The organism is Pseudomonas sp. MF6767, from assembly GCF_016405475.1.
GTDB lineage: Bacteria > Pseudomonadota > Gammaproteobacteria > Pseudomonadales > Pseudomonadaceae > Aquipseudomonas > Aquipseudomonas paracarnis.
In genome coordinates this window covers 26,714-52,385 of record NZ_JAEKCY010000027.1, presented here as the reverse complement: position 1 = coordinate 52,385, position 25,672 = coordinate 26,714, and the positions used below count along the sequence as shown (strand labels likewise).

Sequence of the window (25,672 nt, the reverse complement as noted above, 5' to 3'; positions counted from 1 at the left end):
TCACCTCTCATAGTCCTTTATTGGATGAAAAATCAGGCTGGTTTGCCGCGCTGTCCGGCGATCAGGGCCTGGGGCTTTACCGGTTTCCAGCCCAGCAGGGCAATCGCCAGCGACAACAGCTGAAAACCTGCGACCAACGCGACGCAGCCCGGCCAGCCCCATTGATTCCAAAGCATGGCCGGGACCACGGCGCCGGCGCTGCCGCCCAGGTAATAGCCGGTCAGGTACAGCCCCACGGCGCCGGACTTGTCCGGGCCTGCCGTGGTGGCGATATACGCATTGGCGGATGCCTGTGCCAGGAATACGCCGGTCGAACTCAGGGCCAGCCCCAACACGATCAGCCACAGGGACGGCAACAATGTCAGCGCCGAGCCACAGATGCCGAGCGCCACAGCGCCGGTCAGTAACTGCGATTGTGGTCGCGATTTGCTCAAGCGCCCCGCAACAGGAATGACCACCAGCGCCAGCAGAAACACCGCATACAAAGTGCCCAAGGCGGCGGCGCCCAGGTTGAACGGGGCCTGGCTGAGATACAGCCCGGCATAGGTAAAGGTTGCGACTTGGGAGAACAGCACGCAGAAACCGACGCCATAGGCCGCCAGCAAGGGTTTGCGCAGAAGGCGGCGCACCCCGTGCATGCCCACGGCCGCAACGCCGGGCCGCGCCACCGGATTGGCCGGCAACAGCCACACAATCAGCAGGCCGACCAGCAGGCTGATCACCGCCAACAGTTCGAAGGCTTCGCGCCAGCCCACATATTGGGTCATGACACCCGAAACAAAGCGCCCGGCAAACCCACCGAGCACCGTCCCCGCGACGTACAAACTGGTGATCTCGGTGACCGTGGCCGCACGCCAGCGATCACCGATATAAGCCACGCTGGTGGCGAACACCACGGGAATCAACATCCCTTCGACAAAACGCCACACCAGCAGCTCGGCAAAACTGTCCACATAGGCCGTCAGCAGCGTCGGCAGCGCCAGCAGCAACGCGGCCACGGCAATCACCGTGCGCTGCTCGAAACGGCCGGTCAGGCGCCCGACAAACGGCGCGGTCACCGCCACCGCCAGCGTGGTCACCGTAATGCTCCACCCTGCCTGCCGGGCACTCACCTGGAAGCTTTCGGCAAACGCAGGCAGGATGCTCTGTGTCGCATAGAGATTCAGAAACGCCGCACAGCCACACAGGAACACGGCGAAGCGGGCGTGATGCATGCGCGGGTTCATGTGGCCTCTCGTCTTATAGTCGAGGATGTTTATAGAATACCCAGCGCAGCGAACACCAATACCGAATTCGGACCGATCAATACCCAGGAAACAGAATGCTTGATCTACGCAAGTTACGTTACTTCCTGACGGTCGCCGAAGAGCTGCACTTCGGCCGCGCGGCCCAGCGCCTGCACCTTGCCCAGCCGCCCCTGACGCGGCAGATTTCGGCCCTGGAAACCGAGCTTGGCTTTCGCCTGTTCGACCGCACCAGTCGTACGGTCACACTGACCGCCCAAGGCCAGCACTTTTTGCCGTATGCCCGCGCAGCGCTGGAACACGCCAGGCTTGCACAAGACATCGCCGCCAAATTGGCTGCCGGCTCGACCGGCCAACTGGTCGTAGGCTATGCCAGCTCGATCGCGTTGTCGGAACTCTTCAGCCAAACCCTGCAAGCCTTCGCCCAGCGTTTTCCCGATGTGCAACTGACCCTGGTGGAGAGCGCTTCCGGCAGCCTGCACACGCACGTGCTGGACGGGCGCATCGACGTCGGCATGAGCCGCCTGCTGCCTGAGGCCGGGCAAACCGGCGTCGAGGCTTTGTCGTTGGGGCAAGAACCGCTGGTGGCGGCTCTTTGCAGCGACAACCCGCTGGCGGACCAGGACGAAGTCACCCTCGCCCAGCTCAGTGAGTACCCGTTGATTCTGTTCCCCAGCGATTACGGTTCGGGCCTCAACGGCTCCATCGAGCACCTGTATCAACGCCGTGGCCTGGCGCTGCGCCCGGGCCCTGCGGGGCGCCAGATCACCTCGATCATCGCCCTGGTGGCGGCAGGCCAAGGTGTCTCGCTCGTGCCACAGTGCACCCGAACCCTGGCCAGGAAAGGCGTGGTCTACCGCCCCTTGGCAGACCCCGAAGCCTGGGTACACCTGCTGATACTCACGCGCTCACCGTCACGCTCATTGTTGGTCGAGGCGTTCATGGGGGTGGTCGAAGAATTGCTGCGCAGCCGCCCAGCGCTGGCGCCCACGACGCTCCCGGCATAACGCGGGCAAAAAAATACCCCTGCGTGAGGGGTATTTTTTCAACAGGCTGTTGCGGCTATTGCAGCATCAGGCCAGTTTTTTGTGGCGTACGCGGTGCGGCTGGGCAGCGGCCTCACCCAAGCGCTTTTTACGGTCGGCTTCGTACTCGGTGTAGTTACCTTCGAAGAACACCGCTTGGGAGTCATCTTCGTACGCCAGGATGTGGGTCGCGACGCGGTCAAGGAACCACCGATCGTGAGAGATCACAATGGCGGCGCCCGGGAAGTCCAGCAGGGCTTCTTCCAGGGAACGCAGGGTTTCAACGTCGAGGTCGTTGGACGGTTCGTCGAGCAGCAGGACGTTGCCGCCCTCTTTCAGGGTCAGGGCCAGGTGCAAGCGACCGCGCTCACCACCGGACAGGTCCTTGACGAACTTCTGCTGGTCGCCGCCCTTGAAGTTGAAACGGCCGACGTAGGTGCGCGACGGGATTTCATAGTTGCCGATGCGGATCTGGTCGGAACCGTCGGAGATCTGCTGGAACACAGTCTTGCTGCCGTCGAGGTCGTCGCGGCTCTGGTCCACACAGGCCAACTGCACGGTGTCACCGATCTCGATGCTGCCGGAGTCCGGGGTTTCCTTGCCCATCAGCATGCGGAACAGTGTGGATTTACCCGCACCGTTACCGCCGATAACGCCGACGATCGCGCCTTTTGGCATGGCGAACGACAGGTTGTCGATCAGCACGCGGTCGCCATAGCCTTTGGTCACGTTCTTGAACTCAATGACCTTGTCACCCAGGCGCGGACCAGCCGGGATGTAGATCTCGTTGGTTTCGCTGCGCTTCTGGAATTCCTGCGACTGCATTTCTTCAAAGCGTTGCAGACGGGCCTTGGATTTGGACTGGCGGGCCTTGGCGCCTTTGCGCACCCATTCCAGTTCTTCCTTCATGGCTTTTTCGTGGGCCGATTGCTGCTTGGATTCGGCGGCCAGACGGTCGGACTTGGCTTCCAGCCAACCGGAGTAGTTGCCCTCGTAAGGGATACCGGCGCCGCGGTCGAGCTCCAGGATCCAGCCGGCGACGTTGTCCAGGAAGTAACGGTCGTGCGTGATCGCAACCACGGTGCCCGGGAAATCGTGGAGGAAGTGCTCCAACCAGGCGACGGAATCGGCGTCCAGGTGGTTGGTCGGTTCGTCGAGCAGCAGCATGTCAGGGGCCGACAGCAGCAGGCGGCACAGGGCCACACGACGCTTCTCACCACCGGACAGGTGTTCAACCTTGGCGTCCCAGGCTGGCAGACGCAGCGCATCGGCGGCGACTTCCAGTTGGCGCTCCAGGTTGTGGCCATCGCCCGCCTGCAGGATCGCTTCGAGCTTGGCCTGTTCGGCGGCCAGCTTGTCGAAGTCGGCATCCGGTTCGGCGTAGGCGGCGTACACCTCATCGAGGCGGGCCTGGGCGTCCTTGATCACGCTGACGGCTTCTTCGACCACTTCACGCACGGTCTTGGTCGGGTCCAGGATCGGCTCTTGCGGCAGGTAGCCGATGTTCAGGTCCGGCATCGGACGGGCTTCGCCTTCGAACTCGGTGTCGACACCCGCCATGATTTTCAGCAGGGTGGACTTACCCGAACCGTTGAGGCCGAGCACGCCGATCTTGGCGCCTGGGAAGAAGGACAGCGAAATGTTTTTCAGGATTTCCCGCTTCGGCGGAACAACTTTTCCCAGCCGATGCATGGTGAAGACGTATTGAGCCATGGTGAACCTAGCGTCAGTGACTGATGAATTAAGCGGACGAAGCCCGTGCCAGGCCATGCGCCGCGCGGGCCTTTGACTATCATCAATGCCAGCGAGCAAAAAAAGCCTGAATGTCTGGGGCTGGAACGCCCCCGCGTAACCGGCAAAGCTACCTGAATGCGCTGGGGCAGTCCAGCCAGGCAGGACTGGCACTTTGCCACAACTCAAGGCATGCTAGCCGCCCTTCGGGCGTCCGGCTTATAGTGCACGTCGCGCGCCAGTCCAGCCAAACCGCAGGATCACAGTTTGTCCAACGTCACGCCGCCCACGCCCTTGCGCGCCGCTCATATTGCGCCGGGAGCGCCCCTGCACGGCACCTTGAAAGGCGCGTTGGCGACGCTTGTCCTGCTGTTGCTCGCCTTGTTGTTCTGGCAACTGCTGGACCAATTGCAGCAAAACCAGAAAAACCAACAGCAATACACCATCGACTACAGTGCCGACCTGGCCGAGCAGATCAGCCAGAGCATGGCCCTGAGCGCGCAGATCGCCCTGAACCTGTTGCCGATTGTCGAGCCGCCGCGCAACCCCGAACAGCAGCAGGCCCTGATGCGCACGTTGCAGCGCTCACTGCCGGACCTGCGCAGCTTTGCCCTGCTCGCCCCCAGCGGCGCACTGATCAGCGACACTGCCGAAGGCAGCCAAGACAGTGCCCTGCTCGAAGACCTGGTCAAGCGCAGTCACGCCCAGTCCTACTACCTGAGCAACGACAATGACGGCACGGTCATCTATCTGTTGCTGCACCAACCCAGCGGTGGCTCCAAGGTGTACTGGGCCTTGCGCCTGGCGCCCAATTATCTGGCCAACCTCACGCGCCAGGATGTCCAGGGCCAGCGCCCGATGTGGGCGATCGAGAACAGCCTGAACCATCGTGTGGTCAGCCGTGACAGCGGCATGCCGGCGCAGTGGTCCGGCGCCCTGACGCCGGAAGAATTGAACCGCAGCGTGCTGGTCACGCCCTTGAGCAAAAGCGATTGGCAACTGCGCGGCATGTTCGACCGCAGCGCGGTGTTGGAACAACTACTACCCGCCTTTATCGGCAAGTGCCTGCTCGGCCTGGCGTTTTCGCTGATCCCGGTGATCGTGCTGCTCAACATGCGCCGCCGCCAACGCCAGGTGAATGAAGGCCGGCGACGCTACCAGGACATCTTCGAAGGCACCGGCGTCGCGTTGTGCGTGTTGGACCTGTCGGGGCTCAAGGCGTTTTGCAACAAGACCCAGGTGCAAAGCCGCGAGCAGTTGCACGCCTGGTTGCAGGCCAACCCCACGGAGCGCAAGCAACTGCTCAAGGAGTTGCGCGTCACCGAGGTCAACCAGATGGCCGTGCGCCTGCTCAACGTCGCGTCCTGCGAGCAGGCGTGGGAACGCCTGATCGATGACTGCCCGCGCAATGCCACGTCCATCGGCTATCAAGTGCTGGAAGCGGTACTGACCCGGCAAAAACAGCTGGAGCTGGAAATCCAGCTCAACGACGTGGCCGGCAACGAACAGTACCTGTGGCTGGTGATGCGTTTGCCGGAGCAGCAGGATGACGTCAAGGCCGTGATTCTCAGCATCAGCGACATCACCAGCCGCAAGCTGATCGAGTTGTCGCTGGTGGAGCGTGAAAGCTTCTGGTCGGATGTGGTGCGCACCGTGCCCGATCACCTGTATGTGCAGGACGTGATCAGCCAGCGCATGATTTTCAGCAACCACCATCTGGGCCACACCCTGGGCTACAACAAAGCCGAACTGCAGCAAATGGGTGAGTACTTCTGGGAAATCCTGCTACACCCAGAAGACGCCGAGCACTACCATGACGCGCGCGAACAGCAACGCCAGGTCGGCTATACGACCCAATTGCACTGCCAACTGCGCTTTCGCCACCGCAATAACCAGTGGCGCCGCTTCGATATCCGCGAACAGGCGCTGGCCCGCGATACCTCTACGGTGGTCACCCGGATCATCGGCGTGGCCAAGGACATTACCGACCAGATCGAGGCCAGTGAATCACTACGCGACAGTGAACAGCGCTACCGGATGCTGGCCGAAAGCATCAGCGACGTGATCTGCTCCACCGACAGCCAACTGGCCCTCAACTACATCAGCCCCTCGGTCAACACCGTCCTGGGCTATGACGTGGACTGGGTGTTCAAGAACGGCTGGCAGTCGATCGTTGCCAACCCTCAGCAGTTGACCGGCATTTACAGCCTGATGGAACAGGTCAGCCGCGCCCTCGGCAACCCCGACGCCTTGAACACGTTGCGCGATGAAGTCCAGACCCAACTGTTTCTGTTCGACTGCCTGCGCGCCGACGGGCGCAAAGTGCCGATCGAACTGCGCCTGGTGCTGGTGTGGGATGAACATGGCGCGTTTGAAGGCATCCTCGGCGTGGGCCGCGATATCAGCCAGCAACGACGCGCCGAAAAAGATCTGCGCATGGCAGCCACGGTGTTCGAACATTCCACTTCGGCGATCCTGATCACCGACCCAGCCGGTTATATCGTGCAGGCCAACGAGGCGTTCAGCCGGGTCAGCGGCTATGCGGTGAGCGATGTGCTCGACCAGTTGCCCAATATGCTCACCGTCGATGAGCAGCAGGAAGCCCATCTGCGTTATGTGCTCAAGCAATTGCACCAGCACAGCACCTGGGAAGGCGAGGTGTGGCTCAAGCGTCTCAATGGCGAGCATTACCCGGCCTGGGTCGGCATTACCGCGGTGTTCGACGACGAAGGCGACCTGGCCAGTTACGTGTGTTTCTTCAGCGATATCAGCGAGCGCAAGGCCAGTGAGCAGCGCATCCACCGCCTGGCCTACTACGACGCCCTGACCCACCTGCCCAACCGCACCCTGTTCCAGGACCGCCTGCACACCGCGTTGCAGTCCGCCGAACGGCAGAAGTCGTGGGTGGTGCTGATGTTCCTCGACCTGGACCGCTTCAAGCCGATCAACGACTCCCTCGGCCACGCGGCCGGCGACCGGATGCTCAAGGAAATGGCCACGCGCCTGCTCGGTTGTGTGGCCGAGGACGACACCGTGGCGCGCATGGGCGGCGACGAATTCACCTTGCTCCTCCAACCACGGGTCAGCCGCGATATGGCGCTGAACCGCGCCATTCATGTGGCCGAGCAGATCCTCGCCAGCCTGGTCAAACCCTTTGTGCTGGAAGGCCGCGAGTTCTTCGTGACCGCCAGTATCGGCATCGCCCTCAGCCCGCAAGACGGCAACGAGCTGAGCCAATTGATGAAAAACGCCGACACGGCGATGTATCACGCTAAAGAGCGCGGCAAAAACAACTTCCAGTTCTACCAGGCCGACATGAACGCCAGCGCCCTGGAGCGCCTGGAACTGGAAAGCGACCTGCGCCACGCCCTGGACCAGAACGAATTCGTGCTCTATTACCAGCCGCAATTCAGCGGCGACGGCAAACGCCTTACCGGCGCCGAAGCCCTGCTGCGCTGGCGCCACCCGCGCCGTGGACTGGTACCGCCCGGGGACTTTATCCCGGTACTGGAAGAGCTCGGGCTGGTGGTGGATGTGGGCGACTGGGTGATCGGCGAAGCCTGCCGCCAGCTCAAGACCTGGCACCAGAACAAAGTGCGCGTGCCGAAAGTATCAGTGAACATCTCGGCGCGGCAGTTCTCCGACGGCCAGTTGGGCACGCGCATCGCCACCATCCTCAAGGACACCGGCCTGCCGCCGGCGTGCCTGGAGCTGGAACTGACCGAAAGTATCCTGATGCGTGAAGTCAACGAAGCCCTGCAGATCCTCGCCAGCCTGAAAAACCTGGGCCTGAGCATCGCGGTGGATGACTTTGGCACCGGCTATTCGTCGCTCAACTACCTCAAGCAATTCCCCATCGATGTGCTGAAGATCGACCGCACCTTCGTCGATGGCCTGCCCTCCGGTGAGCAGGACGCGCAGATCGCCCGGGCGATTATTGCCATGGCCCACAGCCTGAACCTGGCGGTGATTGCCGAAGGCGTGGAAACCCATGAGCAGTTGGACTTCCTGCGTGAGCATGGCTGTGATGAGGTGCAGGGTTACCTGTTCGGGCGGCCGATGCCGGCGAATCGGTTTGAGGTGCAGTTCAGTAATGATGCGCTGTTCATGTTTGACTGAAGTCCCTGATCGTTCCCACGCTCCGCGTGGGAACGCAATTCTGGACGCTCTGCGTCCGCTTTTAAATGTGACGCAGAGCGTCACGGGATGCATTCCCACGCAGAGCGTGGGAACGATCATCCCCAGATGAACCCCACTTGTCCGCGACATGATGTCCTTTCATATGCCATCTAAAACCCATTGAGTTAGAATGCCCTCCTTTTCTGCCCCCGATCCTTGAGGACCGCCATGTTCAGCCGTGATTTGACTATTGCCAAGTACGACGCCGATCTCTTCGCCGCCATGGAGCAAGAAGCCGTGCGCCAGGAAGAGCACATTGAGCTGATCGCTTCGGAAAACTACACCAGCCCTGCGGTGATGGAGGCTCAAGGTTCGGTTCTGACCAACAAGTACGCCGAAGGCTACCCAGGCAAGCGCTACTACGGTGGTTGCGAGTACGTCGACGTGGTTGAGCAGTTGGCCATCGACCGTGCCAAAGAGCTGTTCGGCGCCGATTACGCCAACGTCCAGCCACACGCCGGTTCCCAAGCCAACAGCGCCGTGTACCTGGCCCTGCTGCAAGGCGGCGACACCATCCTGGGCATGAGCCTGGCCCATGGCGGTCACCTGACCCACGGCGCCACGGTTTCGTCCTCCGGCAAGCTGTACAACGCCGTTCAGTACGGTATCGATGCCAACGGCCTGATCGACTACGATGAAGTCGAGCGCCTGGCCGTCGAGCACAAGCCAAAAATGATCGTGGCCGGTTTCTCTGCCTACTCGCAGATCCTGGACTTCCCACGTTTCCGTGAAATCGCCGACAAGGTCGGTGCCTATCTGTTCGTCGACATGGCCCACGTGGCCGGTCTGGTAGCTGCGGGCGTTTACCCCAACCCAGTGCCTTACGCTGACGTGGTCACCACCACTACCCACAAGACCCTGCGCGGTCCACGTGGCGGCCTGATCCTGGCACGCGCCAACGCCGAGATCGAGAAGAAGCTCAACTCCGCCGTTTTCCCGGGCGCCCAAGGCGGCCCGCTGGAGCACGTGATCGCGGCCAAGGCGATCTGCTTCAAGGAAGCACTGCAGCCTGAGTTCAAGACCTACCAGCAACAAGTGGTCAAGAACGCCAAGACCATGGCCAGCGTGTTCATCGAGCGCGGTTTTGACGTGGTGTCCGGCGGTACTGAAAACCACCTGTTCCTGCTGTCGCTGATCAAGCAGGACATTTCCGGTAAAGATGCTGACGCTGCCCTGGGCAAAGCTTTCATCACCGTGAACAAGAACTCCGTGCCGAACGACCCACGTTCGCCGTTCGTCACCTCCGGCCTGCGCTTCGGCACCCCGGCAGTGACCACCCGTGGCTTCAAGGAAGCCGAGTGCAAGGAACTGGCGGGCTGGATCTGCGACATCCTGGCCGACCTGAACAACGAAGCCGTGATCGACGCGGTACGTGAGAAGGTCAAGGCCATCTGCAAGAAGCTGCCGGTATACGGCGCTTGATGGCAGTTGCGTGAATAAGAAGCCCGGCTCATGAGCCGGGCTTTTTTATGCCGATTTCAATTTGAAACAGGGTCAAGTGTGGGAGCTGGCTTGCCTGCGATGGCGGTTTTGCAGTCAGCCCATCAGTGATTGACCCGCCGCTATCGCAGGCAAGCCAGCTCCCACATTGGAGTGCATTTCAAGTCGGGTTTATTGGTAGACCCGCTCAAAGCCTTGGCGGATCTTGTCTTCGGGCAGCTCATCGGCAATAAACACGATCACACTCTCCCGCGCCTCGCCCTCGGCCCATTCGGTATCCCAGTCGAAGCCATACAGCTTCAGCACGCCCTGGAACACCATGCGTCGGTCTTCTCCGGCAATGTTCAATACGCCCTTGTAACGCAGCAGTTGCTTGCCATGGTCTTCCAGCAGTTCGTTCATGAACTCGCTGAGACGGTCGATATCCAGCGGCTGGTCGGTGCGCAGCACCAGGCTGGAAATACGGTCGACCGAAGGCGCTGCACTGACCGGGCGCAGGCTCATGCCGGCGTTGAGGTTGAAGCCGCGCACATCCAGCAATTCGGCCAGGTCAATCTTGCCGTGATCCACCACACGAATTGGCGCACGACGGTTGATGCGGGTGAGGCGCTGGCTGAGGGCGTCGAAGCTGGCGTCGTCTACAAGGTCGCGCTTGCTCACCAGCAGGCGGTCGGCAAAGCCGATCTGGGCCTGGGCAATGGTCTGGGTCAGATGATGCTCGGCGTGGGCCGCATCCACCAGGGTGATGATGCCGTCGAGGATATAGCGTTCGCGCAGCTCTTCGTCGATGAAGAAGGTCTGGGCCACCGGTGCAGGGTCGGCCAGGCCGGTGCATTCGATCACCAGCCTGTCGAAGGCGATCTCGCCGCTGTCCAGGCGTTCCAGCAACAGGTACAGGGCTTTGGTCAGGTCGGTGTGGATGGTGCAGCACACGCAGCCGTTGGACAGGGTCATCACTTGCACTGGCTCGTCGCCCAGCAATTGGGTGTCGATACCGGCGTCACTGAATTCGTTTTCGATCACGGCGATTTTCAAGCCGTGCTCGGCTTTGAGCAGGTGGCGCAGCAAGGTGGTCTTGCCGGCGCCGAGGAAGCCGCTGAGGATGGTGACGGGGATGGGAGAGGACAAAGAGATTCTCCTGAAATATGAGGGCGCAAAAATAACTGTAGGAGCGAGCTTGCTCGCGAAGAACGTCAACGATAACGCGTGCTGTCTGGCTGCACGTGGTGTCCTTGGGTTTTTCGCGAGCAAGCTCGCTCCTACAGGTACAGCCGTTTTACCAACTTAGCAGCACTTGGGCCCACCCTTGCCGCCGTAACGGGCTTCCTGGCGTTCCCGGAAGAACGCCTTGTAGTCCATCACCGGCTTGTCCGGGTGTTTGGTTTGCATATGCTCGACGTAGGTGTCGTAGTCGGGCATGCCGACCATCAGGCGGGCGGCCTGACCGAGGTATTTACCGAGGCGACTGATGTCATTGAACATGTCTGCAATCCTCGTTATGCGTCCGGTACAGCCTGGAACGGGGCTTCTTTATCCGTACGCTCTTTGTTGCCCCAGGCGGCGACGCCGACTTTGAGCGCATAGAACAGGATGCTGAACACCACGAACAGGAACAGCGCCGTCAGCGTTGCGTTGGTGTAGGCGTTCCAGATCACGTGTTGCATCTGGTCGATGCTCTTGGCCGGGGCGAGGATCTGGCCGTTAGCCAGGGCATCGCTGTATTTCTTGGCCAGCGACAGGAAGCCGATCGCCGGGTTGGCGTCGAACAGCTTGATGAAGCCTGCCGTGGTGGTGCAGATCAGCAGCCAGACAGCCGGCAACATGGTCACCCAGATGTAGCGCTGACGCTTCATTTTGATCAGCACAACGGTCGCCAGCATCAGCGCGATACCGGCCAGCATCTGGTTGGAGATACCGAACAGCGGCCACAAGGTATTGATGCCACCCAGCGGGTCGATCACGCCCTGGTACAGCAAGTAACCCCACATCGCCACGCAGCCTGCGGTTGCAATCAGGTTGGCAGTCCACGACTCGGTGCGTTTGAGCGCAGGCACGAAGGAACCGAGCAGGTCTTGCAGCATGAAACGACCGGCGCGGGTACCGGCATCCACTGCCGTAAGGATGAACAGCGCTTCGAACAGGATCGCAAAGTGGTACCAGAACGCCATGGTGTTTTCACCTGGCAGCACACTGTGCAGGATCTGCGCGATGCCCACCGCCAACGTCGGCGCACCGCCGGCACGGGCCAGGATGGTGGTTTCGCCGATATCGTGGGCAACGGCCGACAACGCCTCAGGGGTAATTGCAAAGCCCCAGCTGCTGACGGTTTGCGCCACGGTGACCACGTCGGTACCGACAATGGCAGCCGGGCTGTTCATGGCGAAGTACACGCCAGGCTCGATCACCGAAGCGGCAACCATCGCCATGATGGCCACGAACGACTCCATCAGCATGCCGCCGTAACCGATGTAACGGGCGTGGCTTTCACTGGCCAGCAGCTTGGGCGTGGTGCCCGAGGAGATCAGCGCATGGAAGCCCGAGACCGCGCCACAGGCAATGGTGATGAACAGGAACGGGAACAGGCCGCCCTTCCACACCGGGCCGGTGCCGTCGATGAACTGGGTGAGTGCCGGCATTTTCAGGTCAGGCATGGTGACCAGGATGCCAATCGCCAGGGCGATGATGGTGCCGATTTTCAGGAACGTCGACAGGTAGTCGCGGGGCGCCAGGATCAGCCACACCGGCAGCACAGCAGCCACGAAGCCGTAGCCGATCAGCATCCAGGTGATCTGGATACCGGTGAAGGTGAACGCCTTGGCCCACTCTGGATCAGCGGCAATCTGCCCGCCCAGCCAGATCGAACCCAGCAGCAACAGCACGCCGATGATCGAGATTTCCCCGATGCGGCCCGGGCGGATGTAGCGCATATAGATGCCCATGAACATCGCGATCGGGATGGTCGCCATCACCGTGAAGATGCCCCATGGGCTCTCGGCCAGGGCCTTGACCACGATCAGCGCCAGCACCGCGAGGATGATGATCATGATCAGGAAGCAGCCGAACAGCGCGATGGTCCCCGGAATGCGGCCCATCTCTTCGCGAACCATGTCCCCCAGGGAACGGCCGTTGCGACGAGTGGACAGGAACAGGACCATGAAGTCTTGCACCGCACCGGCCAGCACCACCCCGGCAATCAGCCAGAGGGTGCCGGGCAGATAGCCCATTTGCGCCGCCAGCACCGGGCCGACCAACGGGCCTGCACCGGCAATCGCCGCAAAGTGGTGACCGAAAAGAATGTGTTTGTTGGTTGGTACGTAGTCCAGACCATCGTTGTTGACCACCGCAGGGGTTGCCCGCCGGGGATCGAGTTGCATCACGTTGTTGGCGATGAACAGACTGTAGTAACGGTACGCAACCAGGTAGATGGCCACAGCAGCGACCACAATCCACAAGGCGTTGATCGCCTCGCCGCGGCGCAAGGCCACTACGCCCAGGGCGCACGCTCCTACAATTGCCAGCACCAGCCAGGGTAAGTGGCGTAGCAGGCTATTATTATTTTTCATTTTTATATTCCAGCCAGGGTGGACAGAAAGGACAGCCAGCCCGAGTTTAGCGCTACTGGCCTCAAAGACCAGCCCCCTACGTTGGTCTAGAGCCTTCAACCGCTAAAAAAAGCCGAAATAAACGCCCCTTGATGGCCCCGGGCTACACTCCTCCCATTCACAGAGGGCATTACCATGACCGAGCATGCGTCCGAACGTCGCCGTTTTCGCCGGATCGCCTTTGATGCCACGGCCGAACTTCGGCAAAGCGGCAGCGAATGGCCGGTAAAACTGGTGGATTTATCACTCAAGGGATTGCTGGTGGAACGGCCTGACAACTGGAAGGGAAATAAAGCGCTGCCCTTTGACGTCGACATACGCCTGGACCAGAAGACGCATATAAAGATGCAAGCGCGGCTGACCCATGAAGAGCAGGGTCAATTGGGCTTAGTGTGCAAACACATTGATCTGGATTCGATCAGCCATTTGCGTAGGTTCGTTGAGTTGAACCTGGGTGATGAGCAAGAACTGGAGCGCGAGCTGGGCGCCCTGCTGGAGATCTGAAAACGCACATCAATCAAAATGTGGGAGCTGGCTTGCCTGCGATAGCGGCGGGTCAGCTTACCCATTCTTGCCTGATACACCGCCATCGCAGGCAAGCCAGCTCCCACAGGGGTTCAGCGGTGCTGCGGATTATTCGAACAGGGCATCCAACGCCTGCTCCAGCCGCGTCACAGCAATAATCTGCAACCCCGGCGGCGCCTCCTTCGGCGCATTGCCCTTGGGCACAATCGCCCGTTTGAAGCCATGCTTGGCCGCTTCCTTCAAGCGCTCCTGCCCACTCGGCACCGGGCGCACTTCGCCCGACAAACCCACCTCGCCAAACACCAGCAAGTCATGGGGCAACGGCCGATTACGCAGGCTGGACATCACCGCCGCCATCAACGCCAGGTCGGACGCGGTCTCCAACACCTTGACCCCGCCCACCACGTTGAGGAACACATCCTGGTCGTGGGTCGGAATGCCGCCATGCCGGTGCAGCACCGCCAGCAGCATCGCCAGGCGGTTCTGGTCCAGGCCCAGTGTGACCCGCCGTGGGTTGGCCAAATGGCTGTCATCCACCAGCGCCTGGACTTCCACCAGCATCGGCCGGGTGCCTTCCCACGTGGCCATCACCACACTGCCTGGGACTTCTTCCTGAGCGCGGGTGAGAAAAATCGCCGAGGGGTTCGAGACTTCTTTCAGCCCCCGATCGGTCATAGCGAACACACCCAGTTCGTTGACGGCGCCAAAACGGTTCTTCACCGCCCGCAGCAGGCGCAGGCGACCGTCGGATTCCCCTTCGAAATACAGCACGGTGTCGACCATGTGTTCCAACACCCGTGGCCCGGCCAGTGCGCCTTCTTTGGTCACGTGGCCGACCAGGAAGATCGCCGTGCCACTCTGCTTGGCGTAACGCACCAACAGCGCCGCGCTTTCGCGCACCTGTGACACGCCGCCGGGTGCCGATTGCAGTTGTTCGGTGAAAATCGTCTGGATCGAGTCAATGACCATGACTTTGGGCTTTTCGATGCGCGCCGTGGCGATGATGCTTTCGATGCAGGTTTCGGTCATCACCCGCAACTGGTCCTGTGGCAAGCCCAGGCGCCGGGCGCGCATCGCTACCTGCTGCTGGGACTCTTCGCCGGTGACATACAGCGCTGGCATGCGGCTGGCGATGCTGCACAGGGTTTGCAGCAGGATCGTGGACTTGCCGATGCCCGGATCACCGCCGATCAGCACCACCGAGCCGTCCACCAGGCCACCGCCCAAGACCCGGTCCAGTTCGCCGGAGGCGGTGGAAAAGCGCGGAATCTCTTCGACGCTGACTTCGGCCAGGGTCTTGATCTGCGCCTGTTGCCCAGTCCAGCCGGCACGGCCGGTGGGGGCCGCGGCACCGCCACTCTCGATCATGGTTTCAGTCAGGGTGTTCCACGCGCCGCATTCGGAGCACTGGCCCGCCCATTTGGGAAAGGTCGCGCCGCACTCTGTGCAGCCGTACATGCGCTTGGCCTTTGCCATGTGAGAACCTCCAACCGAAAAACCGCGATGATAGCTCAGCGCGACGCTGGGGTCCGGATTTCGCCCTTGGCTAAACGTGAAGCACTGTTACCCACGGGGTCCTCGGCGTTCAGGTCTGCGCCTTTGGCTTGCAGCGCGCCCAACAATTCGACGCGCTTGAACAACCCGGCGTACATGGCGGCGGTCTGCCCTGCGCCGTTGCGCTGGTCAGGGTTGCAGTCGGTGGCCAACAGGCGCTGGGCGATTTTCAGCTCGCCTTTGAAGATGGCGCCCATCAACGCCGTGTTACCGCGTTTATCCTGGACGCAGGCGTCGGCGCCGGCATCGAGCAGACGCTCCACATACGGGCCCTGGCCGTGATAAGCAGCCAGGATCAACGCGGTGTAGCCCTTGTCATCCTGGGCATTGAGGCCGTAGCCGGACTCTATGAAGGTGTTGAGCATGTCGAGGTCGCCACGACGGGCGGCGTCGAAATAGTAATCCTGCAACTGCGCCTTGAGCGCCACCGGGTCGGGGGACTCGGCATGAGCGGTAAAGGCCAGCATGGCCATCAGTAAGCCGATAGAGATACGCATAGGGTGTTCTCCTGCCAAAGGTCGACGCCCGTGAAGGCGCCGACCGCAACCAACGAATCAGTCAGTCAGTTTTTCCGCCAGCGCCTTCACGCGAGCCAGGTCGCCCTTGGCGACCTTGGCCACGCCGGTGCCGTATTCCGGATCCGCCTTGTAGAGGAACGACAGGATGATGTGCTTGCTCTCGTCATCGGTGGTGGCCAATGAGCCGCCAAAGTTGTTGATGAGGTCTTCGCGCTCTTTCTTGGTGTAGGAGCGGTACAGGTCACCGGCCTGCTTGAAGTTCTGCTCACGTTGAATCTTGGCCTGCTGGGTGCTGCCCGACAGCGGCGACTGGCTGTAGCGTGCGGTTTGCGGCTCTTCCCGCGGCAACAGGCGACTTGGTTGGTAGTTGACGCCGGTGGTGGTCTTGCCGACGTTCATCGCGCCGTCCTGGTTGCCGTTGTTGACGGTGACCCGTGGAGCGTTGATCGGCAACTGCAGGGCGTTCGCGCCCAGGCGGTACATTTGCGTATCGGCGTAGGAGAACACGCGCCCCTGCAGCAAGCGGTCTTCCGACGGCTCGATACCCGGTACCAGGTTGGCCGGGGCCATCGCGACTTGCTCGGTTTCCTGGAACACATTGGCCGGGTTGCGGTTCAGCACCATTTGCCCGACTTTGCGCTCGGGCACATTCGGCCAGATCTTGGTGGCATCCAGTGGGTCGAAATCAAACTTGGCCAGGTCTTCAGGCTTGAGCACCTGCACATACAGGTCCCACTTAGGGAAGTCGCCTTTGTTGATGTGCGTGACCAGATCATGGGTCATATGGCTGTAATCACGCCCTTGCACCTCGGTAACTTGCTTGGGATCAAGATTCTTGATGCCCTGCAGGCTCTTCCAATGGAACTTGACGTAGTGCACTTCACCTTTAGTGTTAATCAACTTGTAGGCATGTACGCCATTACCGTCCATTTCGCGGTAACTGGCTGGGGTGCCGGAGTCCGAGTACAACTCGGTCAGTGTACGAGTGGACTCTGGAACATGGGAGAAGAAGTCGAAACGGCGCGAGTCATCGTCCAGGTTAGTGCGCGGGTCCGGTTTAAAGGCATGGACCATGTCCGGGAACTTGATGGCATCGCGAATAAAGAACGTGGGGAAGTTATTACCGACCAGGTCCCAGTTACCTTCGGCGGTATAGAACTTGGTGGCGAAGCCCCGTGGGTCCCGCAGGGTTTCCGGGGAGTGGTTGCCATGCACCACCGCCGAGAAGCGCACGAACACCGGCGTGGTTTCACCGGCGGCGAACACCTTGGCCTTGGTCAGGTCGCTGAGGTTGTCGGTCACGGTGAAGGTGCCATGGGCGCCCGTGCCGCGCGCGTGCACCACGCGCTCCGGGATGCGTTCGCGGTCGAAGCGCTGCAGCTTCTGGATCAGTTGCACATCCTGCAGCAACACCGGGCCATTTGCGCCGGCGGTCTGGGAGTTCTGGTTATCACCGACGTTGGCCCCGTTATCGCGGGTCAGGTTGGCGGCTTGCACAGAGAGGGAAAGCAGGCTGGCGGTCACCAGTGCCAGCGCGTGGCGCGCCGACACGGGCCTGCGGCTGATTGGAGTATTCATCGAGGTTTCCTCTGGTTTTTTTAATGCACATTCAGTTGTGCTTGCCAGAGGCTAGTGACCTGCGAGTCAGAAGATAAATAGAAAAACACCACAGACCCGATTAAGAAAAAAATCTGGTAACCCGCTGAAATAGCGGCTAATTCGCGCGCGATTGATGGCACTTTGCAAACTATTTGCGATTTGATGTGTCGATAAAAACCGACAGTGTTAACAGTTGTGTCGAGCAAGCGCTGTTCGACTGAATTACACTGACCTCCACCCTCCTCAACTGTAACAAGGAATAACCTATGGGCGTGATCAGTGAGTTCAAGGCCTTCGCGGTCAAAGGTAATGTGGTCGACATGGCCGTCGGTATCATCATCGGTGCTGCCTTCGGCAAGATTGTTTCCTCATTTGTAGGCGACGTGATAATGCCTCCCATCGGCCTGCTGATCGGTGGCGTGGACTTTGCCGATCTGGCCGTCACGCTCAAGGCAGCACAAGGTGATGTACCCGCTGTTGTCCTGGCCTACGGCAAGTTCATCCAGAGCATCATCGACTTTATAATCGTCGCGTTTGCAATCTTCATGGGTGTGAAGGCGATCAACCGTCTGAAGCGCGAAGAAGCCGTGGCCCCAAGCTTGCCGCCCACGCCAAGCAAGGAAGAAGTGCTGCTGGGCGAGATCCGCGATCTGCTCAAGGCACAGAACAACAAGCCGCTTTAACCTGCGGATGCAAAAAAGGCGCCTCGCAAGGCGCCTTTTTTCTACCAATAATTTTCTACCGCCACCTGGCCAGGTCGTCGGCTCAGGCTCAGTTGCATGTCCCGCTGCTTGAGCAACTGGCGCGTGTCATCGACCATCTGCGGGTTGCCGCAAATCAGTACGCGCGAATCCTGCGCCGTCAGCTCCACGCCGGCGGCCCGCTCCAATTCGCCATTTTCGATCAAGGCCGTAATACGCCCATTCAACGCGCCCGGATGCTGCTCGCGGGTGACGATGGGAATGTAGGTGAGCTTGTGGGCGTACTCGGCCAGGTACTCGCGCTCACCCAGCGTGTCGATCAGCGACTGGTAGGCCAGTTCCTTGGCTTCCCGGGCGCTGTACACCAGGATGATGCGCTCGAATTTTTCCCACACTTCGAAGTCCTGCAGGATCGACAGGAACGGCGCGACGCCCGTTCCGGTTCCCAGCAACCACAAGTCACGCCCGTCGACAAAGCGGTTGAGGGTCAGAAACCCGGTGGCCTGGCGCTCGACCAGCAAGGTATCGCCCACCTTCAGGCGGCTCAGTTCACTGGTGAACTCACCACCGGGGACCACGATGGAAAAGAAATCCAGATGCTCGTCAAACGGCGAAGACACGATGGAATAGGCACGCCAGACGGTGCTGCCATCCGCCTTGGTAACGCCCAGGCGCACGAACTGGCCGGCGGTAAAACGAAAACCGGCATCGCGGGTGGTGCGCAGGGTGAACAGGCTGGGGGTCAGCGACTGCACATCGAGCAGGGTCTGGCGGGTAAATTTCTCAGCACTGGCCGTCATGGGGGGCTCCGTTTTGCACAGGCCGTTAGTGTCCCTCAAAACAGACCGCGCAAACACTGATGATTGGTACTGGCTTTGCCGTCACTCAAGGTTCACGCGGCTGGCCTGCGCGTTTTTCAACCAAGTCCAGGGGTAAACCATGGGTTCACCACTAGCACTAACTATTTGGCTATTAACGCGCCCCGAATACCTCCCGAGATGAAACGGCACGTACAGCGACATCATTTTGATACTACTTTCAAGATATTAATAATATTGAAAAAAAGTAACTTGCCAAGCGCCCTTATACAAAACTTCAAGCCTTGTACAAAACCCGCCAACTAAACAAACCCTGGAAGTAAAATATTTTTCAAGCTCAGTTGTAGGACTTACCCTACACTTGTTTTCGAGCTGCAATGGGGGATCAGGACGTACCCAGGTCACATATACGCGCATGGAGAGTCACCGATGGTCAATTGGCATAATACCCGGCTGCCCAAGCTGGACGGCGAGAGTGAAATCACCAGTGTGTTTGAGATGGTGATAAACCACACTTATGAACTAGGTTTCGAATATTGCTCCTTTACCATGAGTTCCCAATCACAAAGCCCCCAAACAAAACCCATTCTGTTTAATAACTATCCAAATGAATGGCTTAGCATTTATAAACAAGCGCACTTCTTCGATGTAGACCCCGTTGTAACCCACTGTAAAACCTCGGTACTGCCTATTCTCTGGGAACAAAAAACCTTTGCCAACACCCCCAAGCTGTGGGAATTGGCCCAGTCATGCGGGGTGCATTTAGGCTGGACCCAAGCCGTGCATGACTTCCAGGGTGTATTCAGCATGCTGACCCTGGTTCGCAGCAAGGGCGAGGTCAGCCCTGAAGAGCTTTACGAAAAAGCCGGCCAGGTGTTGTGGCTTTGCCATGCGATGCATGCGGTCGTCGCGCAGAAGTACGCCGACGCCCCCGACATCAAAGCGCCCAGCAAATTGACTGCCCGGGAAACAGAAATCCTCAAGTGGTCGGCGATGGGCAAGACCGCCTCGGAGATTGCCGCGATTCTTTGCCTGTCCGAGCGCACCGTGGGGTTTCATATCAGCAGTACCTTCAAGAAACTGGGCGTGCATAACAAGATCCAGGCGGTGCTGCGCGCCGCTAAAGCCGGGCTGTTTTAGCCCACGTAAAACACCGCATGTCATCGCATTGAAAAAAACGTAACATTTACGGCCAATTCTGAGTGTTGAGGGTGCGCTTTCCACGGTGGCCCCGCCGTTCACTCAGACGGTCCGTCGATTACCCAGAGCCTCGCCCCGCCATGCCCCTGCTTGACAGCCCTTTCGCCCAGCTCGACCTGATTCGTCAGCCAGAGCAACACAATGATCCGCTGCAAGCCTTCGATGCCGCCGACGAATACCTGCTCAGCCACCTCGCCGCGCAACAGCCCACTGCCGCCACCCGCGTGCTGGTGCTCAATGACAGCTTCGGCGCCCTGGCAGCCAGCCTTCAAGGCCAGGTGCAAGTGACCTCCAGCGGTGACTCGTTCCTCGCCGCTCAGGGCCTGGAGAAAAACCTGGTGCGCAACGGCAAGCCCTTTGATGCCGTGCCCTTCATACCGGCCAGCCAGCTCGCGACCGGGCCGTTCGATCGCGTGTTGATCCGCGTGCCGAAAACCCTGGCGTTGCTGGAAGAACAACTGATCCGCCTGCAAGGGCAACTGGCGCCCGGCGCCGAGGTGATCGCAGGTGCAATGGTCAAGCATTTGCCACGGGCTGCGGGCGAATTGCTGGAGCGTTACATCGGGCCCATGCACGCCTCATTGGCGGTCAAAAAGGCGCGGTTGCTGATTGCCAGCGTCGAGCCGCGCCCTGCCGCGGTCTCGCCCTACCCGACCCGCTATACCCTGGATGCGCCGGTCATCGAGTTGTGTAACCACGCCAACGTCTTTTGCCGCGAAGGCCTGGACATCGGCACCCGTGCCTTCCTGCCGCACCTGCCAAAAAACCTGGGCAGTGCACGCGTGGCGGACCTGGGCTGCGGCAACGGCGTACTGGCGATTGCCAGCGCCCTGCAGAACCCCGACGCGCACTACACCTTGGTGGATGAGTCGTATATGGCAGTGCAATCGGCCGCCGAAAACTGGCAAGCCGCCTTGGGAGAGCGGGACGTCAGCGTACGTGCCGACGATGGCCTGGCCGGCCAGGAGGCGCAATCGCTGGAAGTGGTGTTGTGCAACCCACCGTTCCACCAACAACAAGTGGTCGGCGACTTCCTCGCCTGGCGCATGTTCCAGCAGGCACGCGAAGCGCTGGTGGTCGGTGGCGCCTTGTACATCGTCGGGAATCGTCACCTGGGCTACCACAGCAAGCTGGCGCGGTTGTTCCGTGGTGTCGAGCAAGTAGCGGCCACGCCCAAGTTCGTCATCCTCAAGGCGCGTAAATAAAAAAGCCCTGCTTTTCGATCAAGAAAAGCAGGGCTTTTTCGTAGGAGCGAGCTTGCTCGCGAAAAACTCACAGACGCCGCGTTTATTCAGGAAGCACGCGTTATCGTTGACGTTTTTCGCGAGCAAGCTCGCTCCTACAGTGTCAATGCGTGCTCAGGCCTGCCGCATTCATGAACATGCGCATCAGGCTGGCCACCACGAACAGGGCCAGCACGCTGCCGGTCCAGATCATCGCCAGCCACCCCAGGCGCCGCCACAACGGCTGCTTCTCGGCCTGTTCAATCTCATGCAACGAAGGTTTTGACATGTTTCAACCCTCCTAGTGATAGCCGTCTTCGTGGGTGACCTTGCCGCGGAACACGTAGTAGCTCCAGAAGGTATAGCCCAGGATAAACGGGATGATGAACAGCGTGCCCACCAGCATGAAGCCCTGGCTTTGCGGCGGCGCGGCGGCATCCCAGATCGACACGGACGGCGGGATGATGTTCGGCCACAGGCTGATCCCCAAGCCACTGTAGCCGAGGAAAATCAGCACCAGCGTCAACAGGAACGGCGTGTAGTGCGCGTTACGCGCCACGGCGCGGATCAGCCCGTACATGGTGACCAGCACCAGGATCGGCACCGGCAGGAACCAGAACAGGTTCGGCAAGGTGAACCAGCGCGAGGCGATTTCCGGGTGGGTCAGCGGCGTCCAGATGCTGACGATGCCGATCACCGCCAACACCACAAACGCCAAAGGCCGCGCCAAGTTGTGCATCTGCTCCTGCAACTTGCCTTCGGTCTTCATGATCAGCCAGGTGCAGCCGAGCAAGGCATACGCCACGATCAGCGCCACGCCGCAGAACATCGTGAAGGGTGTGAGCCAGTCCAGTGAGCCGCCGGCGAACTGGCGATCCACCACCGGAATACCGTCGATAAAGGCGCCCAACGCCACCCCCTGGAAGAAAGTCGCCGCCAGCGAGCCGCCAATAAACGCCTTGTCCCACAGGTGACGCTTGTGGTCCTTGGCCTTGAAGCGGAACTCAAAGGCCACGCCGCGGAAGATCAGGCCGATCAGCATCAGGATCAGCGGCAGGTACAGCGCCGACAACACCACCGAATAGGCCAGCGGGAACGCGCCGAACAACGCCGCGCCCCCGAGTACCAGCCAGGTTTCGTTGCCGTCCCATACGGGCGCCACGGTGTTCATCATCACATCACGGTCGACTTTGCCCGGAACAAACGGGAAAAGAATGCCGATCCCCAGGTCGAAGCCGTCCATGACCACGTACATCATGATGCCGAAGATGATGATCACGGCCCAGATCAGCGGAAGATCAATACCCATCTCAATTCCCCTTGTGCTGGATGTGGTCGTGGTCGTTATCACTGCCATCGTCGGCAGCAGACAACGGACGCGCGGGGGTGCGTTTCTGGCCGGGGCCACCGTGGGCGGGCTCGGTACTGTCGTGGGTCACGGGGCCTTTGCGCACCAGGCGCATCATGTAGCCCAGGCCCGCGCCGAACAGCGCGAAGTACACCACCACGAACAACACCAGGGTAATGGTCATCTGCGTCAGGCTATGCCCGGAGGAGGCATCCGCCGTGCGCATCAACCCGTAGACCACCCAGGGCTGGCGGCCGATTTCGGTGGTGAACCAACCGGCAAGAATCGCAATCAGCCCAGACGGGCCCATCCACAGCGCCAGGTACAGGAACGGTTTGGACGTGTACATCTTGTCGCCCCGGCGCAGCCACAGGCTGAACAAACCGGTGAAGATCATCAGGAACCCCAGGCCGACCATGACCCGGAACGACCAGAACACAACGGTCGAGTTGGGGCGGTCTTCAGGTGGGAACTCTTTGAGCGCCGGCACCTGCTTGTCCAGGGAGTGAGTCAGGATCAGGCTGCCCAGGTACGGAATCTCGACCGCGTATTTGGTTTTCTCGGCTTGCATGTCCGGCCAGCCAAACAAAATCAGCGGCGTGGGCTCGTTGCCGATATTTTCCCAGTGGCCTTCAATCGCGGCGATCTTGGCCGGCTGATGCTTGAGGGTATTGAGGCCGTGGAAGTCGCCGATCACCGCCTGGATGGGCGCAACAATCAAGGCCATCCACATCGCCATCGAGAGCATTTTGCGGATCGCCGGGTTGTCCTTGCCGCGCAGCAAATGCCAGGCCGCCGACGAGCCGACGAAGAACGCCGTGGCAACGAAAGCAGCCGTGGCCATGTGCATCAGGCGGTAGGGGAACGACGGGTTGAAGATCACCGCCAGCCAGTCGGTCGGTATTACGCGGCCATCGATGATTTCAAAGCCCTGGGGCGTCTGCATCCAGCTGTTGGAGGCAAGAATCCAGAACGTGGAGATCAACGTACCCACGGCCACCATCACCGTGGCGAAGAAGTGCAGCTTGCGCCCCACCTTGTTCCAGCCGAACAACATTACACCCAGGAAGCCGGCCTCGAGGAAGAAGGCCGTGAGCACTTCGTACGTCAGCAACGGCCCGGTGACGGCGCCGGCGAAGTCCGAGAAGCGGCTCCAGTTGGTACCGAACTGGTAGGCCATGACCAGGCCCGATACCACGCCCATGCCGAAGTTGACGGCAAAGATCTTCGACCAGAAATGGTAGAGGTCGCGGTAGGTGTCGTTGTGGGTCTTGAGCCACAAGCCCTCCAGCACCGCAAGGTAACTGGCCAGGCCGATGGTGATCGCCGGGAACAGGATGTGGAATGAGATGGTGAACGCGAATTGAATTCGGGCGAGATCTAGCGCCTCCAAACCGAACATAAGTCTTCCTCTGTCAGGTAATACCGGCTGCTGGCTGGGAGCCTGCACCCACTGCCCCCACGGATATGGAGTGTGGCGAATTTCAATTCGTTTCTTTTATTACCCATCGCGTGGGGAATCTGGCCTTTCGACCACCAGAACAATCCCGGGGCAGGTTTTGATCTGGATCAAGCATCGTTGAAAGAGTAGTCCCATTTTTGCTGTAGGACTGTGTGGTCTTTTGCCGCGTGACAGCTTGCCTCAGCTCAGTTCTTGCAACTATTTGTTACAGCTTGATGCTAATCTCGCCGTTCTCCCGTTGCCGACCTGATTGCCGATGCCCAGTGAACCTGCGTTGCTGTTACGTCACCACCGCCCTTTCATCGCGTTCTGGCTGGCGCGGATCTTTACCGCCAGTGGCTTCCAGATGCTCACCGTGGCGATCGGCTGGAACCTCTACCAGTTGACCGGCAACGTCTTGGACCTGGGCCTGGTCGGCCTGGTGGAATTCGTGCCGCGCGTGCTGTTCATGCTGCACACCGGGCACGTGGCTGATCGCTATGAACGCCGCCGGGTCGCTGCCATCTGCCAGACCTTGCAGGCGCTGATCGCCTTGTCCCTGGCCATCGGCGGCCTGACCGGCAACGTGACTCGCGAGATGATCTTCATCCTCGCCTTCCTGCTCGGCGCTGCGCGCTCATTTGAAATGCCCACCACCCAGGCACTGTTGCCGAGCATCGTGCCCAGCGCGCTGTTCCCCCGCGCTGTGGCCGCCTCGCAATCGGCCCAGCAACTGGCGACCATCGTCGCACCGGCCGTGGGCGGTTTGCTCTATGCGTTTGGCAGCGTGTGGGTGTACGGCCCAACCGTGGCGCTGTACCTGATTGCCTGCGTGCTGACCCTGAACCTGCCCGCCCGCCAGACGCCGCTCAACAAAGCCAAGGCCACCCTGGACTCGCTGCTGGCCGGCATACGCTTTATCCGCAGCCGCCCGGACATTCTCGGCGCCATCTCCCTGGACCTGTTTGCCGTGCTGCTGGGCGGCGCCACAGCGCTGTTACCGGTGTTCGCCAAGGACATCCTGCTGACCGGTGCCTGGGGCCTGGGCCTGCTGCGGTCGGCCCCGGCTGTGGGCGCATTGCTGATGTCACTGTGGCTGGCGCGCTTTTCGGTGGACCGCCAGGTGGGCCGCGTGATGTTCACCGCCGTCGGCGTGTTCGGGGTGGCAACCATCGCCTTCGGCCTGTCGACTTCGTTCTGGTTTTCACTGGCGGTGCTGGTGGTACTGGGCGCGGCAGACATGATCAGCATGGTGATCCGTGCATCGTTCGTGCAGTTGGAAACGCCAGATGAAATGCGCGGGCGAGTGAGTGCGGTCAATGGCCTGTTTATCGGTGCGTCCAATCAATTGGGCGAATTCGAATCCGGGATTACCGCCCACTGGTTTGGCACCGTGCCTGCGGTGGTGATGGGCGGGGTTGGCACCCTGGTGGTGACCGGGGTGTGGATCAAGCTGTTCCCGACCCTGGCCAACCGGGATCGCATGCATGTGCCGGTGGAAGAAACCAAGCCATAGGCTTCACC

20 protein-coding genes are annotated in these 25,672 nt (G+C 60.5%); 8 read left to right on the top strand and 12 right to left on the bottom strand.

Annotated features, from left to right (window positions below; translation table 11 throughout):
• Window positions 1-32 precede the first annotated feature (32 nt).
• Complete coding sequence (locus JFT58_RS27385) at window positions 33-1,226, bottom strand: MFS transporter (RefSeq protein WP_054896151.1); 1,194 nt, start codon at window positions 1,224-1,226, stop codon at window positions 33-35.
• 95 nt (window positions 1,227-1,321) lie between these two features.
• Here JFT58_RS27385 and JFT58_RS27380 point away from each other — a divergent pair, with 95 nt between their 5' ends.
• Window positions 1,322-2,251 (top strand): LysR family transcriptional regulator, encoded by a 930-nt coding sequence (locus tag JFT58_RS27380; protein ID WP_054896152.1) that lies wholly within the window; start codon window positions 1,322-1,324, stop codon window positions 2,249-2,251.
• Between the two features lie 66 nt (window positions 2,252-2,317).
• Here the strand turns inward: JFT58_RS27380 and ettA are convergent, their stop codons facing one another.
• Window positions 2,318-3,982 carry an energy-dependent translational throttle protein EttA gene (gene ettA, locus JFT58_RS27375; RefSeq protein WP_014720011.1) on the bottom strand — a complete coding sequence of 555 codons (1,665 nt, stop codon included), beginning with the start codon at window positions 3,980-3,982 and terminating at the stop codon, window positions 2,318-2,320.
• 285 nt (window positions 3,983-4,267) lie between these two features.
• Between ettA and JFT58_RS27370 the strand changes: the two genes are divergently transcribed.
• Entirely contained in the window at window positions 4,268-8,119 is a 3,852-nt protein-coding gene (locus tag JFT58_RS27370; protein ID WP_054896153.1) for a sensor domain-containing protein, read from the top strand.
• A 228-nt stretch (window positions 8,120-8,347) separates the two neighbouring features.
• Window positions 8,348-9,601 carry a serine hydroxymethyltransferase gene (glyA, locus tag JFT58_RS27365; RefSeq protein ID WP_003194304.1) on the top strand — a complete coding sequence of 418 codons (1,254 nt, stop codon included), beginning with the start codon at window positions 8,348-8,350 and terminating at the stop codon, window positions 9,599-9,601.
• Between the two features lie 189 nt (window positions 9,602-9,790).
• On the opposite strand, the gene yjiA is transcribed toward glyA, so the two are convergent.
• From yjiA to JFT58_RS27350, 3 genes are all read right to left on the bottom strand, one after another.
• Complete coding sequence (gene yjiA / locus JFT58_RS27360; RefSeq protein WP_014720013.1) at window positions 9,791-10,747, bottom strand: GTPase; 957 nt, start codon at window positions 10,745-10,747, stop codon at window positions 9,791-9,793.
• Between the two features lie 156 nt (window positions 10,748-10,903).
• The gene (locus JFT58_RS27355) at window positions 10,904-11,101 is read right to left on the bottom strand and encodes a YbdD/YjiX family protein (protein WP_003194308.1); all 198 of its coding nucleotides are present in this window, start codon (window positions 11,099-11,101) and stop codon (window positions 10,904-10,906) included.
• Window positions 11,102-11,115: 14 nt separating this feature from the next.
• On the bottom strand, window positions 11,116-13,182 hold the full coding sequence (locus tag JFT58_RS27350; RefSeq protein WP_054896154.1) for a carbon starvation CstA family protein: 2,067 nt from the start codon (window positions 13,180-13,182) through the stop codon (window positions 11,116-11,118).
• Window positions 13,183-13,356: 174 nt separating this feature from the next.
• Here JFT58_RS27350 and JFT58_RS27345 point away from each other — a divergent pair, with 174 nt between their 5' ends.
• A complete protein-coding gene (locus tag JFT58_RS27345) occupies window positions 13,357-13,725 on the top strand; it encodes a PilZ domain-containing protein (protein WP_054896155.1) in 369 nt (122 codons plus the stop codon).
• A 129-nt stretch (window positions 13,726-13,854) separates the two neighbouring features.
• On the opposite strand, the gene radA is transcribed toward JFT58_RS27345, so the two are convergent.
• From radA to katB, 3 genes are read right to left on the bottom strand one after another with little or no spacing between them, the layout of a single operon-like run.
• The gene (gene radA / locus JFT58_RS27340; protein WP_003194313.1) at window positions 13,855-15,222 is read right to left on the bottom strand and encodes a DNA repair protein RadA; all 1,368 of its coding nucleotides are present in this window, start codon (window positions 15,220-15,222) and stop codon (window positions 13,855-13,857) included.
• A gap of 35 nt (window positions 15,223-15,257) precedes the next feature.
• Window positions 15,258-15,797, bottom strand: a complete 540-nt coding sequence (locus JFT58_RS27335; protein WP_054896156.1) for an ankyrin repeat domain-containing protein — start codon at window positions 15,795-15,797, stop codon at window positions 15,258-15,260.
• Between the two features lie 57 nt (window positions 15,798-15,854).
• The gene (gene katB, locus JFT58_RS27330; protein WP_054896157.1) at window positions 15,855-17,396 is read right to left on the bottom strand and encodes a catalase KatB; all 1,542 of its coding nucleotides are present in this window, start codon (window positions 17,394-17,396) and stop codon (window positions 15,855-15,857) included.
• Window positions 17,397-17,683: 287 nt separating this feature from the next.
• On the opposite strand from katB, the gene mscL reads away from it, so the two are divergent.
• Window positions 17,684-18,100: a large-conductance mechanosensitive channel protein MscL gene (gene mscL, locus JFT58_RS27325; RefSeq protein WP_014720019.1), complete on the top strand. Its 417-nt coding sequence runs from the start codon at window positions 17,684-17,686 to the stop codon at window positions 18,098-18,100.
• A 41-nt stretch (window positions 18,101-18,141) separates the two neighbouring features.
• Here the strand turns inward: mscL and JFT58_RS27320 are convergent, their stop codons facing one another.
• On the bottom strand, window positions 18,142-18,918 hold the full coding sequence (locus JFT58_RS27320) for a ferredoxin--NADP reductase (protein ID WP_019818025.1): 777 nt from the start codon (window positions 18,916-18,918) through the stop codon (window positions 18,142-18,144).
• Window positions 18,919-19,365: 447 nt separating this feature from the next.
• Here JFT58_RS27320 and JFT58_RS27315 point away from each other — a divergent pair, with 447 nt between their 5' ends.
• Complete coding sequence (locus JFT58_RS27315) at window positions 19,366-20,076, top strand: helix-turn-helix transcriptional regulator (protein ID WP_054896158.1); 711 nt, start codon at window positions 19,366-19,368, stop codon at window positions 20,074-20,076.
• Between the two features lie 140 nt (window positions 20,077-20,216).
• The gene (locus JFT58_RS27310) at window positions 20,217-21,341 is read left to right on the top strand and encodes a methyltransferase (RefSeq protein ID WP_054896159.1); all 1,125 of its coding nucleotides are present in this window, start codon (window positions 20,217-20,219) and stop codon (window positions 21,339-21,341) included.
• Window positions 21,342-21,483: 142 nt separating this feature from the next.
• Here the strand turns inward: JFT58_RS27310 and JFT58_RS27305 are convergent, their stop codons facing one another.
• From JFT58_RS27305 to JFT58_RS27295, 3 genes are read right to left on the bottom strand one after another with little or no spacing between them, the layout of a single operon-like run.
• Window positions 21,484-21,648, bottom strand: coding sequence for a DUF2474 domain-containing protein (locus tag JFT58_RS27305; RefSeq protein ID WP_003194328.1), 165 nt, complete (start codon window positions 21,646-21,648; stop codon window positions 21,484-21,486).
• A 12-nt stretch (window positions 21,649-21,660) separates the two neighbouring features.
• Complete coding sequence (gene cydB, locus JFT58_RS27300) at window positions 21,661-22,668, bottom strand: cytochrome d ubiquinol oxidase subunit II (RefSeq protein WP_034126946.1); 1,008 nt, start codon at window positions 22,666-22,668, stop codon at window positions 21,661-21,663.
• A 1-nt stretch (window position 22,669) separates the two neighbouring features.
• Window positions 22,670-24,109 (bottom strand): cytochrome ubiquinol oxidase subunit I, encoded by a 1,440-nt coding sequence (locus JFT58_RS27295; protein WP_019818027.1) that lies wholly within the window; start codon window positions 24,107-24,109, stop codon window positions 22,670-22,672.
• A 316-nt stretch (window positions 24,110-24,425) separates the two neighbouring features.
• On the opposite strand from JFT58_RS27295, the gene JFT58_RS27290 reads away from it, so the two are divergent.
• Window positions 24,426-25,664, top strand: a complete 1,239-nt coding sequence (locus tag JFT58_RS27290) for an MFS transporter (RefSeq protein WP_032895226.1) — start codon at window positions 24,426-24,428, stop codon at window positions 25,662-25,664.
• The last annotated feature ends 8 nt before the right edge of the window (window positions 25,665-25,672 follow it).

Bases quoted from the DNA above. Each gene is read 5' to 3' on its own strand.
- JFT58_RS27385 (WP_054896151.1), bottom strand. From the start codon at position 1,226: ATGAACCCGCGCATGCATCACGCCCGCTTCGCCGTGTTCCTGTGTGGC.
- JFT58_RS27380 (WP_054896152.1), top strand. From the start codon at position 1,322: ATGCTTGATCTACGCAAGTTACGTTACTTCCTGACGGTCGCCGAAGAG.
- ettA (WP_014720011.1), bottom strand. From the start codon at position 3,982: ATGGCTCAATACGTCTTCACCATGCATCGGCTGGGAAAAGTTGTTCCG.
- glyA (WP_003194304.1), top strand. From the start codon at position 8,348: ATGTTCAGCCGTGATTTGACTATTGCCAAGTACGACGCCGATCTCTTC.
- JFT58_RS27355 (WP_003194308.1), bottom strand. From the start codon at position 11,101: ATGTTCAATGACATCAGTCGCCTCGGTAAATACCTCGGTCAGGCCGCC.
- JFT58_RS27350 (WP_054896154.1), bottom strand. From the start codon at position 13,182: ATGAAAAATAATAATAGCCTGCTACGCCACTTACCCTGGCTGGTGCTG.
- JFT58_RS27345 (WP_054896155.1), top strand. From the start codon at position 13,357: ATGACCGAGCATGCGTCCGAACGTCGCCGTTTTCGCCGGATCGCCTTT.
- radA (WP_003194313.1), bottom strand. From the start codon at position 15,222: ATGGCAAAGGCCAAGCGCATGTACGGCTGCACAGAGTGCGGCGCGACC.
- JFT58_RS27335 (WP_054896156.1), bottom strand. From the start codon at position 15,797: ATGCGTATCTCTATCGGCTTACTGATGGCCATGCTGGCCTTTACCGCT.
- katB (WP_054896157.1), bottom strand. From the start codon at position 17,396: ATGAATACTCCAATCAGCCGCAGGCCCGTGTCGGCGCGCCACGCGCTG.
- mscL (WP_014720019.1), top strand. From the start codon at position 17,684: ATGGGCGTGATCAGTGAGTTCAAGGCCTTCGCGGTCAAAGGTAATGTG.
- JFT58_RS27320 (WP_019818025.1), bottom strand. From the start codon at position 18,918: ATGACGGCCAGTGCTGAGAAATTTACCCGCCAGACCCTGCTCGATGTG.
- JFT58_RS27315 (WP_054896158.1), top strand. From the start codon at position 19,366: ATGGTCAATTGGCATAATACCCGGCTGCCCAAGCTGGACGGCGAGAGT.
- JFT58_RS27310 (WP_054896159.1), top strand. From the start codon at position 20,217: ATGCCCCTGCTTGACAGCCCTTTCGCCCAGCTCGACCTGATTCGTCAG.
- JFT58_RS27305 (WP_003194328.1), bottom strand. From the start codon at position 21,648: ATGTCAAAACCTTCGTTGCATGAGATTGAACAGGCCGAGAAGCAGCCG.
- cydB (WP_034126946.1), bottom strand. From the start codon at position 22,668: ATGGGTATTGATCTTCCGCTGATCTGGGCCGTGATCATCATCTTCGGC.
- JFT58_RS27295 (WP_019818027.1), bottom strand. From the start codon at position 24,109: ATGTTCGGTTTGGAGGCGCTAGATCTCGCCCGAATTCAATTCGCGTTC.
- JFT58_RS27290 (WP_032895226.1), top strand. From the start codon at position 24,426: ATGCCCAGTGAACCTGCGTTGCTGTTACGTCACCACCGCCCTTTCATC.